This window comes from Gilliamella sp. App2-1 (genome assembly GCF_001690255.1).
Lineage (GTDB): Bacteria > Pseudomonadota > Gammaproteobacteria > Enterobacterales > Orbaceae > Gilliamella > Gilliamella apicola_G.
The window spans coordinates 1-14,647 of the sequence record NZ_LZGR01000017.1 but is presented as its reverse complement, the minus strand read 5'-3'; the positions used below and the strand labels follow the sequence as shown (position 1 = coordinate 14,647).

Genomic DNA, 14,647 nt, shown 5'->3' with positions numbered 1-14,647 from the left:
TACATTTAAAATGCGTATCATAGTGACTAAGTCAAACATCTTTTATCTATCACTGAATATATAATCGAAACATCGAAACTATAACAAAGCAAGGGGGGAGTTATGTACAAAAAAATTTTGGTTCCTATCGATGTGCTTGAAGAAGAATTAACTAAAAAAGTCATCCCACATGTAGAGTACTTAGCCAAATTGTCTAATGCCGAAGTTATCTTTTTTCATACATTACCCGTTGCATCAGCTATTGTGAATGCTTACTCCTTTGGTTTTGACGAATTTAAGGATAAAGCCACAGTGCAGACAGAACAGCACTTGCACAAACTGATTGACTCGATTAATTTACCACGTGAAAATTTATCGTTTTCTATTGCATTTGGTCATCCAAGGGATGAAATTCTCCGCTTAGCGGAAGAAATTCAACCTGATTTAATTATTCTAGGATCACGCCGTCCTAATATCTCAACGCATCTTTTAGGATCTAATGCGTCAGGTGTAGTACGTGGTGCTAAAACGGCGGTATTGGTGATCAGGTAGAAGAGTCTTTTAAGAATAAAATACTTAAAATCAATATTCTATCTGCATTGTTTTTGGGGATGGTCGCAGGTATCAAGTGTTATAAGATTCGGTGAGCATTTTTATACGATGATAACGCCCGAATTAAGGGAGGATACATGTTCCTCCCCTTAATAAACCCTCTGAGAGATATTCACAAAGTGGAGTTAGCAAGGCTAACTTCTTTTCATTTCTTGGTTATCGACACATTTTGACGGTCGATTCCGTATTTGGTTTGGGATTGGGTGTTTTGCTGGCTTTTCGTGTTTCTATAAAAGTGTTCAGGTAGAGTATTGATTTTATTTAATTTTTTATCTGAAAGTTGTTATAAAACTAAAATAAAATCAATGATATACCTAGCTGTTTCCCCACTTTCTCTATTGATGTTTTACAATAAAACAGCAGTGAATTTGTTTATTACGCTTAAAATCAAGTGATAACGTTTTATGGGTAATTTCTTGATAAGTTAACCCTAGGTTTTGCATACCTACACTATCCATTTTAAAACCACGCTTATTATTCGAAAAGATAATCGTTCCATTAGGACGTAATAAGCGTTTTAAATCGGTCATCAATTTTAGATGATCACGCTGTACATCAAAAGTATCGTTCATGCGTTTTGAGTTTGAAAATGTCGGCGGATCGATAAAAATTAAATCGAATTGCTCATCAGCCTGAGATAAATAGAGCAAACAATCGGCCTGAATTAATCGATGCTTTTTACCCGTTAAACCATTTTGTTTTAAATTACGATCAGCCCATTCCAAATAGGTGCGAGACATATCGACTGTAGTGGTTGATTTTGCTCCGCCAAGTCCAGCATAAACCGTTGCGCTACCTGTGTAGGCAAATAGATTTAAAAAGTCCTTGCCGGCACTCATTTCACCAATCATTTTTCGCGCTAAACGATGATCTAAAAACAAGCCGGTATCTAAATAATCGGTCACATTGACCCAAAATGCGGTTTGGCGCTGATTAATTGGGTATTCATGTACTAAAAAATAGTCCTGCTTTTGCCCTAATTTTTGATATTGCTGTTTGCCTTTTTGCTTTTCACGCGTTTTTAATACTAGCTGATCGGCGGTAAGCTCAAGTACTGACATGGTCGCATTGATAATATCAAAAAGTCGCTGGCGCGTTTTTTGTGGGTCGATGTTTTTTGGTGCGGCGTATTCTTGCATGACTATTTTATCTTTGTAACGATCAATAGCGACGTTATATTCAGGCAAATCCGCATCATAAAGTCGATAGCATTCTAGCTGTTCTTGAGCAGCCCATTTTTCTAACTTTTGCTTATTTTTGCGTAATCGATTAGCAAAATCGGCAGCTGGCAACGTTGGATTATTGATTGGATTTTCAGTATTACGCTGAGCAATGACATAATTTTTTTGTATACAGTCCAGTGGACCATTTTTGGCTTTGAATTGTCTGTCTGCTCGCATTTGTAAGCAATCTAATAACTGTGGTGCGCCGCTAAATAGCGATAATTTCCACCCACCAAAATTTTGTTTAATTTGTTGACCGAGTGCCGTATGCAAAGCAATCAGTGCTGGCTCACTTTCTAAGCGTTCGCCATAAGGTGGATTGCTAATAATCATGCCAGTTGTTTGTGTTAGTAATGGATGACTTAATTGCGTTACATCTTGCACTGAAAACGTAATTAAATCGCCCACGCCTGCTTGGATGGCATTTTGTTTGGCTCGTTCAAGTACTGCTGGGTTATTATCGTAACCAATAAAAGGGGTATTGGGTTTGCAAACATTTTGTTTAGCTGAAAATAACAGCGAATTCCACAAAGTAGGATTAAATCCTTTCCAAGCAAAAAATCCCCATTGTTTGCGTTGTAATCCCGGTGGGATTTTTGATGCAATCATCGCGGCTTCAATCAGTAGCGTGCCCGAACCACACATTGGGTCAAGTAATGGTTCATCACTTTGCCAACCTGAACGCATAATAATGGCAGCAGCAAGAGTCTCTTTTAATGGTGCTTGCCCTGTTTGCTGGCGATAACCACGCTCATGTAAGCTATTACCACTCAAATCTAAAGACAGTGTGACACGGTTTTTATTTAAATAAGCATGAAGCCGAATATCTGGATCTTGCTTTGCCACATTAGGGCGTTGGTTGGTATGACGTAAAAAATGATCGACAATGGCATCTTTGATCTTAAGTGCACCATATTGGCTATTACGAATAAACTCGTTAACACCAACAAAGTTGATCACAAAAGCGTTATCGACAGCAAAAATATCAGTCCATTTAATATTGAACACGCAAGAATACAGATCTAAATCACTATAGATATCAAATTCGGCTATTGGCAATAAAATGCGTGACGCTAAACGTGACCATAATAGTGATTGATATAAAGTTGTTTCGTCAGCATCAAAATAGACACCGCCTTGCGTAATCTTACAATTGGTTGAACCAATTTGTTCTAACTCTTTTTTTAATAACTCTTCAAGCCCGCGAGATGTGCTGGCAAATAGCGTTTTCATGCATAATCCACTTTACAATAAAATTGCAGGCATTATACCGACTAATTGCAATAGTGGGAAATAAAGGCTGAATTTAACAAGAATATTGTTTAATGAGTGATAATAATTTTGTAAGGAAGTTTAATCAAATATAAACGGTGAATATCGTATTGATAGATAAAAATTCTTTTTTATGACAAAGATCTTTATATGACATGGTTCTTTAACTGAAACATCGGTTTACTTTTCATTTCCAATAGCATCAATTTGATGTGCCGTCATTTTTTATATTCGACTCCTCTATTGCTTTTATAATAGAGGATTTTCTATTTTTGACGATATTATCTTAGGGGATAGTTGCACTTGAAAGATTATTATTTATCTAATACGTTTATTTTTATAATGTAGTTTTGGTCATATTCCAATAACAATAATGTGCCTTTCATTGAGACAGTAAAAAGTGATCAAATTAAAGCCAATCTATAACATAAACCTCGCTTGAAAATTAACATATTAAAAAATAATATAATATTATTTTTTATTGATATTTGTCATTATTACCGTGGACATTTTTTTTGATTCAGCTTAACATTGCTGCCTAAATTTTGGGTGGTAATTGGATTAGTTTTAAACTGAGAAGCTTTTTTGATGAAAAAATATTTATTAAGTTTTGCATTAGTTGTTTTTCCTACGTCTATTTTGTTGGCAGAACAAAAACCGGTACAAACACAAGCACTTAGTGATCAGCAATTGCTCCGCCAGCAAGAGCGTGAAAAAGCACTACAAGATTCATTGAATCCTGCTGCACCAGATATCCATTTATTACCGCCTACTGCGACATCAGGAGAGTTAGACCTTCCCGTTGAGTCGTTATGTTTCAATATTAATCAGGTTGAATTAGTTGACCGTGACAAATTACCTTGGTTTATTCCATTAAAAAAACTAGCGCAACAAGCAGAGCACCATTGTTTGGGTGGGCAAGGAATAAGTTTACTGATGAGTAAACTACAAGATCGCTTAGTGAGCTATGGTTTTATCACGACTAGGGTTGTTGCGCCAGAACAAGATTTAGCGGATGAAACTTTAAAATTACGGCTTGTTGAAGGTCAAGTTAGACACATTAACTACAGTGATGATAGTGATAAATATGCCCAGCTTTATACTGCCATGCCAACGAGAGAAAACAAGATACTCAATTTACGTGATATTGAGCAAGGGCTTGAGAACTTACAACGTTTACCTACGGTGAGTGCACAGATGCAGTTAGTGCCAGGGGATAAACCGGGTGAAAGTGACATTGTTATTACTCGCAAACAAACAAAAATGTGGCGATTAGGATTATCAGTTGATGATTCTGGCACCAAAACAACGGGGCGAGACCAAGGTGGAGCAACCCTTTATTTGGATAACTTATTGTCATTAAGTGATTCCTTTTATGTCTCTGGTGGGCATGATTTAAACGGCAAAGGAAAATACGGTTCACGGAACTATTTATTATCGTATTCGATGCCATTGGGGTATTGGCTATTAAATACCTCGCTATCAGGTAACAAATATCATCAAACCGTAGCGGGACAAAATTATGATTATCAATATAGTGGTCGCAGTCGTAACGCCAACATACAACTTAGCCGAGTCATTCACCGCAATGAATCACAAAAAACGACATTAAGTTATGGTATTAGCCTACGCCAATCGCATAACTATATAAATGATACCGAAATCGAAATCCAGCAACGAAAGACGACAAATTGGCAATTGGGCTTGCAACATCGACACTATATTAACAATATTACATTAGATGCAGGGGTCACTTATCAAAAAGGTGTGCGTTGGTTTAATGCACAAAAAGCACCCGAAGAGCGAAATCCGGAAGATAATGGTAGTGCGTTATCTAACATCTTTTTAGTTAACTTATCGGCCAACGTACCTTTTAACTTGGGTCAGCAACAATTTCGTTATCGCTTAGACTATCAAGGTCAATATACGCGAGGCGAACGTTTAACCTCGCCAGACCAGTTTTCGATAGGTGGGCGCTGGAGTATACGAGGTTTTGATGGTGAATTAACCTTGAAAGCTGACCGAGGTTGGTATGCACGTAATGAGCTTGCCTGGCAGGGGCCTTTTAATCACGAGCCTTATTTAGGTATCGATACAGGTGAAGTATCTGGAGCAAAAAGTGAATATTTGTTGGGTAGGCACTTAACTGGAGGCGTTATTGGGGTTAGAGGCAATAATTATGGTTTTTACTATGACCTTTTTGCTGGCACACCGATTCGTAAACCCAAAGGCTTTAAAACTAATCCATTAGTATTAGGGTTTAGCGTAAACTGGAATTATTGATGTTAAATAATCAATACACAATCAATATCAGAATAATAAAAATAAAGGAATAGATGATGAACAAGAATTTATACCGAGTTATTTTTAACAAAAAACGGCGTATGCAGATGGTGGTGGCGGAAATAGCTAAGACGCCAATCGGTAGTGGACAAACCCCATCGGCACCGAAATCAATGCTGTTAAAATCACTTTTTGTTAATTTAAGACCGCTAAACTTTTTCATTTCTATTTCATTAGGTTTTGTTAGTATTTGCTCACCGGTTTATGGCAGCAACATTGTGCCAGACAGTCAAGCCAACAAACATCAGCAACCACTTATTACATCAACGGCTAATGGTACAACACAGGTCAATATTCAAGCTCCAAATAGTAAAGGGATCTCTCATAATAAATACCAACAGTTTGATGTATCAAAGCAAGGTGTCATTTTAAATAACAGCAGTAAAATTAGCCAAACGCAAATTGGAGGATATGTTCAAGGTAATGAGCTATTAAATGCCTCGGGTAGTGCTAAAATCATTTTAAACGAAGTCAACTCACGTAATCCAAGTCAATTAAATGGGGTGGTTGAAGTTGCGGGACAAAAGGCTCAAGTTATCATCGCCAATCCATCGGGTATCACCTGTAATGGTTGTGGATTTATTAATGCCAGCCGGGGCACGCTAACGACAGGTAAACCGATGATCGAAAATGGTGATTTGATGGGTTATCAGGTTGAGCAAGGGTATATTGAGGTAACAGGTAAAGGGTTTGACAGTTCAGCGCAAAGTTATACGGATTTAATTGCACGGACGGTATCGATTAACTCATCGGTTTGGGCGAATGAGTTAAATGTGGTAACGGGTCGGAATAAGGTGAGCCAAGACACCCAAAAAATCACGCCATTGGATGAGGATGTAAACGATAAACCTAAGGTATCGATAGATGTTTCAGCGCTGGGCGGTATGTATGCAGGCAAAATTAACCTTGTGGGCACCGAAAAAGGGGTGGGTGTGCATAATGCGGGTGAATTAGGTGCCAGCAGTGACAGCCTAGTTATTAGTGCTGATGGCAAAATCAGTAATAAAGGAACACTACAAGCTAAAGGTGATATTAAGCTAAGTAGCCAACAAGGCATTAACAACAGCAAGCAAATTAATAGTCGACAAAACATTCAGTTAATGAGCAAAGAGACTATTAACAATCTAGGTAATATTGTTGCTCAAAAAAATATCGATCTTAAAGCTAAAACGATCGATAGTGCTTCAACAAGTACACTTGCGGCGGGTATTGATGAACAAGGAAAATTAACGCAAAAAAGTAATATTACAGCAGATGCAAATCATGTTTCACTCACGGGTAAAAATCTGGCCGGTCAACACATTAAAGTTAATGCGCAAAAAAATATTAATCTAGCCAACAGCCAAAATATAGCGGAATCGGTTACATTAACTGCTGAAAATATCGATATCAATACGGCAATAATTAAGAGTGAAAAAGATATCACTTTACAAGCGAGCAAGGCCATTGATAGTCACGATTTACAAGCTAAAACCAATGCATCTTATTTTGCTAATGCCAACATTATTAATAATCAACAATCCATGATACTGGCCAATAAAGATATCGACTTTAGCGCCAATAACATCAATAATGCGCAATCCAAATTCAATGCGGGAGGTAACGTTAATTTTAATGCTGAGGAGCTCATCGATAATCACAAGGCGACGCTTTTAGCGGAAGGTGCTATTAATTTACAAAGCCAACAGATGACCAATAATGAATCTCTATTAGTCAGTCATGACCATTTGCAAATAAAGGCTAATACATTAGAAAACCAAAAATCAACATTACAATCAAAAAAAGACTTAACCATTGACAGCCATCAGTTTGATAATCAGCAGTCTGAATTATTAACAGAAGGCGCTTTGACAATTCATGCCAATCAAATTAACAACCAAAAAGCGGCGTTAAGTGCGCAAGGTGATATTCATATTCACAGCGCGTTAGTTAAGAATGAAGAGTCGACATTCATTTCCGAAAACACGATTAATATTAAGGCTAAACAATTCTTTAATCAACATGCAAAGCTCACAGCCGGGCATAATATTGCTATTGATGGGCAGCAGGTGAATAACCAATCTTCAGAATTAAAATCTAATGGTTATTTGGCAATTAATTCAACCGATCTAAATAATCAATCCGCACTATTACTAACCAATTCCACCTTAACGCTACAAGGTAAAAATATCAATAATAATAATGCCGAACTCAGCGCCAGCGATCGCATTGCTATAACCGCAGAGCAACTATGGGCTAATGAAGGAATATTTATCAGCAATCAGGACATTCATATCACCAGTTCGCATATTGAAGCCCAAAAAGTAAAAGTGAAGGCAAAAGGTGATATTAAACTCAATGCAACCGATGATATTGATGCCACTAATGGATTAATGGTGAGTGAAAAACAATCAAGCATTGAAGCCAACGTGGTTAAATTAAATGATGCAACCTTAAGTGCCAAAGATGATATAACGGTTACTGCAACTTCGCAATTAGACAATAACAATGCTAAATGGATTAGTGAAGGTCATATTAGTTCTAATGCTCAAACGATTAATAATCAAAATTCGTCAATATCAAGTTATAAAAATATTTTCTTTAAAGCCCTACATTTAAATAATCATAATAGCAAATTGCTCAGTTATGGAAAAATTGGTTTAGCGTCGAACATTGTCAATAATCAAAATACCCTAATCAATGCATTAGCCGCTATTCACATTCAGGCTGACGATATTGACAACCAAAATGCACAAATCATTAGCCAGCAATCGATAAATATACAAGGCAAAGACATTGATAACCGCCATTTGACCATGCAATCAGGTAAGTCACTATCCATAATAGCTACCGATAAACTCAACAATGCTGATGCGACACTGATTTCAGGTGATAAATTAACACTTGAGTCACCGTTAATGGATAATCAACGTTCGAAAATCAAATCGGGTCATGACCTGACTATGCAAGGTAGAACCCTTAACAATCAACATAGCACCATGATTGCGACAGGCGATATTGAGTTTAATGCTGATGAGCAATTAGATAATCAAGAGGCCGATATTCGAACGCAAAATAAAATCGATATGGTGGCCAAACACATTCATAATCAAAATAGCTTATTGGCAGCGGGTAGTGAAGTCACGCTTAATGCCGATGAATTACATAGTCAGTCATCCATCTTAAAAGCCGACGGTAATCTTCGCATAAAAGCGAAAAAGCTCAATAGTGCATCGGTAAAATGGGTCAGCCAAAATGCTATCACCCTTGAGAGTGATGAAATCAATAATCAATCGGCGGTATGGAAAGCGGGTAAGGGCATTACCGTTAAAGCTGATGATTTAAATAATAACGAGGCGACCTTAATATCGGGCGGCCAATTATCATTAACCGCTAAAAAATTAGCTAACCAATCGGCGTATTTCAATGCGGAAAAAGGTATCGATATTCAAAGTACGGAGTTTGATAATCAATCCGCCACGTTAATTACTAACGATTCTATACATATTGATGCCAACAAAACAAATAACCAAGATGGTACCTTATCAGCAAAACAAAATATTACCGTAAACAGTGACGAAATAAATAATCAAAACGCCTTATGGTTAGCTGATAAACATATTTCGATTCATGCCAATAACCTTGACAATCGTGAAGCGGCACTACAGGCTAAGCAAGGTATGCACATTAATGTCAATGCCAGCTTAGCCAATCAACATGCAATACTCATTTCGGGAAAAGACGGCCTGATTATCCATGCTGATGATTTAGATAATGACGATGCTGAATTAAGTAGTAAAGGTTTATTGGCAATCACTGCTAATGATGTGAATAATCAACAAGCACAATTGGTAACAGATGGTGATTTAACGATCCAAGCTAACCATATCAATAATCAGTCCGCAGATATTCAAGCCAAAGGTGATATCGCCTTTACTGGACAAACTATTGATAACCAACAAGCCAAATTATTGAGCATGGGCAATATTCAGTTACATGCAGAGAATAATTTAACGAATAATCATGCCAAACTTACGGCAATGCAAAAAATTCAATTACACTCTCAAGGGGCTATTGATAATCAACACTCAACGATGGCAGCCAATAAGGGCATTTTGGTTGAGGCTGATTCGATTAATAACAGCCAATCAAAACTTGAAACCGCAAGCTTATTGAAGATTATTGCAAATGCGATTACTCATCAGCATGCCAAATTAAATGCAGGGCAAATTGAATTAAAAACGCAAGTGCTTGAAAACCAACAAGCAGATATCACCGCCAAAACGTTACTCCATATTCAAGCAGATAAAATAGCTAATAACCAAGCTCGTTTATTAGCGAATGATATTACCATTAACGCCAATCAACTGAGTGGCGACGGTGAACTGCTCGCGGAAAACAATATTGCGCTTAATTTAACTCAGGCGTTTGATAACAAAAACAGCTTGCTAGCGAATAATGATATTTTAATCAACACAAGCAAAATTACCAATGACGGAAAAATCTCATCGGGTCAAGCAATCACCCTCAAGAGTGATGAAATTAAAAATACTGCCAAAGGGATTATAGAATCTGAGGAAATCAACACCGATGGGCATATATTGGAAAATAAAGGGCTGATTGACGGTGGCAAGGTCAACTTGAACGCTTTACAGCGAGTTGACAACCTAGAAGGCGCACGTTTATATGGGGATTGGATTTATATTAAAGCCCATGAAGTCAACAACCGAGCCTCATCTTTAACTAGCACCATTGCGCCGACACTTGCTGCAAGGGAAGGTCTTTTCTTGGATGTCAACACCCTAAATAATACTAATCATGCGCTGTTGCTCAGTTTAGGTGACCTGCATATTCAAGGGCAAACATTAAATAATCATTCAGCTCGGATTGAAGCAGCAGACAATATGGCATTAAACGTTAATCACATTAACAATATCAATGACCATATTGAAACCGAAGAGGTTTTAGTAAGTAGTCAATCTATTGTTGAATATTCACCCAATGGTGATGCACGGCGATTTAAACCGGATGAAGTGAGTATTCGTACTAGCCCTAAAAAACGGCATAGATATCCTGTTTTACATTCAAATGATGGCGCTTTTGATTCGACTTATAAATATTACAAATATGACTATACAAGGCATGTTTATGAAACCAAAATCAAAAGTACCGCACCGGCAGAAATCATCTCAGGAAAGGATTTGATTATCCAATCCGATCATTTAGAAAATGATAATAGTAAAATTGTTGCCGGTAATGCGTTAAATATCATGACCGGTACGCTAAATAATCACTCTTTAAAAGGTCAGAGAACGGTCAAAGATACCGGTAATCAAATTTATCATTATCGGCACGAAGGGCATAAAAACGGGAAAAAAGAATATACTAAAAGAGCAAAATGGAGCGATTATCAAGACCAAACCATCACGACTATCGATCTTGCGCATGCCAAAATAGAAGGCCATGCCAATGTCGATAAAACCCAAGTTGATTTGCAAACTCGCCAAGAGGGTACGGTTAGCTTGGGTGAAATCGTTAAACCGATTGTGACCGAAGTCAAAAATGAAAAACACCTCAATAATTTATCAGAAGATATCATCAATCAGGGTAAAGAAAAGGGGAAGGTGAGCATTTCAACCGAATCGCCAATTCATGATTTACCGATCACTCAGCCCATCATGCCACCCGAGAAAGTTGAAAAGCCCAACACGCCGATAATTGATGATAATCAAAAAGTGGAGGTGCCGAGCGAAGCGGGTCAGTCGCATGCGGATCCAATCATCTTTGTTGAGCCCGATCTAACATTACCTCAAAATAGCTTATCAATCATTAACAAAGATCCACAAGGCAATTATTTAGTGGAAACGGACAGCCGTTTTACGGATCGAAAAAAATGGTTAAGTTCGGATTACATGCTTAATCAATTGCGAACCGATCCAAATAACATCCAAAAACGGTTAGGGGATGGTTATTACGAGCAACAGCTCATCCGAGAGCAAATTGCCACTTTAACCGGTCACCGTTATATTGGTGATTACACCAGTGACCTTGAGCAGTATAAAGCCTTAATGAATGCGGGGGCCACGTTTGCTAAGCAGTATGGATTATCGGTAGGTGCCTCGCTGTCAGCGGAACAAATGCAGGCATTGACCAGTGATATTGTCTGGTTAGAAAGCAAGACGGTAATGGTTGATGGTCAAGCGGTATCGGTATTGGTGCCACAAGTTTACCTCGTTAACCACCCGCAACTGACGACGGAGGGGGCATTATTATCGGGTAAAAGTGTCAAGGTGCAAGCGGAGCATGATATTGGATCCTCGGGGGCGATATTAGGTAAAAAACAGGTTTCGCTATTAGGTGATAACGTCAATAACCAAGGTCTGATTGATGCGGGTGCAATTATCATTCAAGCGAAAGATAGCATTAACAGCAGTGGCAAATTAAAAGCGGATAGGTTGGCTTATTTACAGGCGAATAACGATATCAACTTAAATAGCACCACCTCTACCACTGAAACGCATTACGGCGCGAGCAAAAGCAAAAATACGGTGATTGACCAGGTCTCAAGTATTAGTGTTAAAGATGGCGATATCCACTTAAAAGCGGGTCATGACATCAATTTGGGTGCGGCCTTGGTGATAAATGGCGGTGAAGATGGGGTCACTAACGTGATAGCGGGGCACGATATCAATTTATCGACCTTAAAGACAGAAAGCTATCAAGATGCGAAATGGAATAAAAATCACTCACGCAAAGTTGATATTGAAGATGTGGTGGGCAGTGAACTGTTAACCCAAGGTGACCTCAACTTAATTGCCGGTCATGACATCTTGGCGAAATCGGCCGCGGTCTCGAGCAATAAGACGTTAAACGTGCAAGCCGAACATGATATAAATCTAGGTAGTGAACAAGCACGCTTACAGTTAACCGAGCATCACAAAACCCAAACCCAAGGCTTACTCAACAAAGGCTCCATAACCGAAGATATCGAAGTTGACAATATCACGCAAAAAGGCAGTGGGGTTTATGGTGATAAGGTAAACATCAATGCGGGCAATAAAGTCACGGTGACAGGCAGTGAAGTGGTTGGGACGCATAATGTCACTATTGGGGCAGGCGAAGATATCACGATTGATGCAGCGGAAGAGTCTTACTACCACATGCAAAAAACGGTCAGCAAAAAATCGGGGTTAATGGGTAGTGGCGGGATAGGCTTTACGGCGGGTAAAGAAAAAGAATCCTTAAAACAGACCAACACCGAACAAGCCTTTGTGGGGAGTGTAATTGGCAGTACTGATGGCAATGTGAAGATACAAGCGGGCAAAGACCTTAACATCAAAGGCAGTGATGTGATAGCAAAGCATGACATAAGCATGCAAGGCGACAACGTCAATATTGACGCGTTAGAGGCGAAAACGACGTATCAAGAAGAGTACAAGCATCAAAAATCAGGGGTGACGGTGGCGGTTACCGGTACGGCGAGTGCTATTTACAACGCCAATCAAACCCGAGAGCAAGCGCAAAAACAGAAAAATAACAAAACCCAAGCGCTGATGAACATCAAAGCGGGGTTACAAGCGGGCAATGCGGCGTTAGAGGCGGGGGCTAATTTACAAAATGGCACGCCACAAGCCTCTGTGGGGCTGAATGTCAGTTTGGGCAGTGAAAAGACCAAACGCACGGTAAACCAAGAACAACACACTGCGGTAAGTAGTGGCGTCTCAGCGGGACATAACGTCAGCATTATTGCGACAGGCAATGGGCAAAAAGAGCGAGGTGATATCAATATCATCGGCAGTCAGGTGTCAGCGGGTCATGATGCGAAGCTCAAGGCGAACCATAATGTTAACATCATCGGTCAAAAAAACACGATAAAAACCGAGAGCAAAGAAAAGAGCAGCAGTGGCTCGTTGGGGGTGGGTTATCAAGTTGGGGGAGAAAAAAATGGTCTTAACCTATCAGCCAATGCCAGCCAAAGCAAATCACGCGAAAAAGGCAATGGCACCGACTGGCGTGAAAGCGTGGTTGAAGCGGGCAATAAGCTTACTCTTATCACCGGTAATGACGCCAACATTGTGGCGGGACAAGTCAAAGGGGATAGGGTGGAAGCCGATATTGGTCATAACCTCAATATAGAATCGAAACAAGACCGCGATGAGTACCATTCCAAAAACAGCTCAACATCCTTGGGGGGCAGTGTTTCATGGGGGAGTACAAATGGCGCAAATGCTGCAGCAAGCCAAACCAAAATGGACAGCACTTGGCAAAGTGTGACGGACCAGTCGGGCATTTTTGCCGGCAAAGGGGGCTTTGACATCACGGTGGGCAACCACACCGACTTAAAAGGGGCAGTGATAGCCTCAGAAGCAAAAGACAAGAGCAAAAACCGTCTTGACACCGGCACAATCAGCTTTAGTGATATAAAAAACCAAGCGGACTACAAGGTAAGTAGCAGCAGTGCAGGCGTTAACACCAGTGGAATGCCATCGATACCAACGGGTCTTAACAAACAAGCAAGCAAAAACTCGACCACGCACTCAGCGGTATCGGCAGGGACGATGGTTGTCCGCCATGAAAGCGAGCAACAACAAGCGATTAACGAATTAAGTCGTGATACCGAGCATGCGAGTCATGCGCTCAAACATATCTTTAACAAAGACAAAGAGCAAAGCATCATCGACCAAACACGGCTCGTGAGTGAAATTGGTGGTGAAACATTAACCATGCTCAATCACATTGACCGAATCAGCGCCACCTCAAAAGCGAAAGAGGCTTTAAACAAAGAGCAAGAAAAGGCGAAAAACAATAAAACGGTCTTAACTGACGAACAGCAACAAAAAATCTACGAAGACGCCTACAAAGAAGCGATGAATCAAGGTATGTCGGCGATGGGCAGTGAAACCCGTCAAGGCATTGACATGGCGGTCAACCTGATTAACGGCATCATCAGCGGCGACATGACAGGGGCGGTTGCAGGGGCACTGGCACCAAAAATTGCCAGTGCCATAAAAAAACAAACCGAGCATTACAACCCTGAAACCGGCAAATGGGAAACAGACCACATTGCCAACACGGTCAGCCATGCCATCTTGGGCGGGGTGGTTGCGCAGCTGCAAGGCAACTCCGCCCTAGTGGGTGGCTTAGGCGCTGCCGCAAGTGAACGCAGTGCAGAAGTTATTGCAGGTATCCTTTACCCCGATAAAGACATCAAAGACCTAAGCCAAGAAGAAAGACAACAA

Annotated in this window: 4 protein-coding genes; 3 read left to right on the top strand and 1 reads right to left on the bottom strand. The window is 39.7% G+C overall.

The annotated features are described in order from the left end of the window. Positions 1-102: 102 nt before the first annotated feature. Positions 103-531: a universal stress protein gene (locus A9G22_RS01970; protein ID WP_065586492.1), complete on the top strand. Its 429-nt coding sequence runs from the start codon at positions 103-105 to the stop codon at positions 529-531. A gap of 395 nt (positions 532-926) precedes the next feature. Here the strand turns inward: A9G22_RS01970 and rlmKL are convergent, their stop codons facing one another. Continuing rightward, positions 927-3,047, bottom strand: a complete 2,121-nt coding sequence (gene rlmKL / locus A9G22_RS01965; RefSeq protein ID WP_075508259.1) for a bifunctional 23S rRNA (guanine(2069)-N(7))-methyltransferase RlmK/23S rRNA (guanine(2445)-N(2))-methyltransferase RlmL — start codon at positions 3,045-3,047, stop codon at positions 927-929. Positions 3,048-3,674: 627 nt separating this feature from the next. Here rlmKL and A9G22_RS01960 point away from each other — a divergent pair. Both A9G22_RS01960 and A9G22_RS01955 read left to right on the top strand, forming a co-directional pair. After that, positions 3,675-5,369, top strand: a complete 1,695-nt coding sequence (locus A9G22_RS01960; RefSeq protein WP_075508258.1) for a ShlB/FhaC/HecB family hemolysin secretion/activation protein — start codon at positions 3,675-3,677, stop codon at positions 5,367-5,369. A 56-nt stretch (positions 5,370-5,425) separates the two neighbouring features. After that, positions 5,426-14,647 (top strand): hemagglutinin repeat-containing protein (locus A9G22_RS01955; protein WP_075508257.1); only part of this gene is annotated, 9,222 nt, incomplete at its 3' end.

What these genes read in the sequence shown, in the direction of transcription:
- A9G22_RS01970 (WP_065586492.1), top strand. Translation starts at nt 103, where the DNA reads ATGTACAAAAAAATTTTGGTTCCTATCGATGTGCTTGAAGAAGAATTA.
- A9G22_RS01960 (WP_075508258.1), top strand. Translation starts at nt 3,675, where the DNA reads ATGAAAAAATATTTATTAAGTTTTGCATTAGTTGTTTTTCCTACGTCT.
- rlmKL (WP_075508259.1), bottom strand. Translation starts at nt 3,047, where the DNA reads ATGAAAACGCTATTTGCCAGCACATCTCGCGGGCTTGAAGAGTTATTA.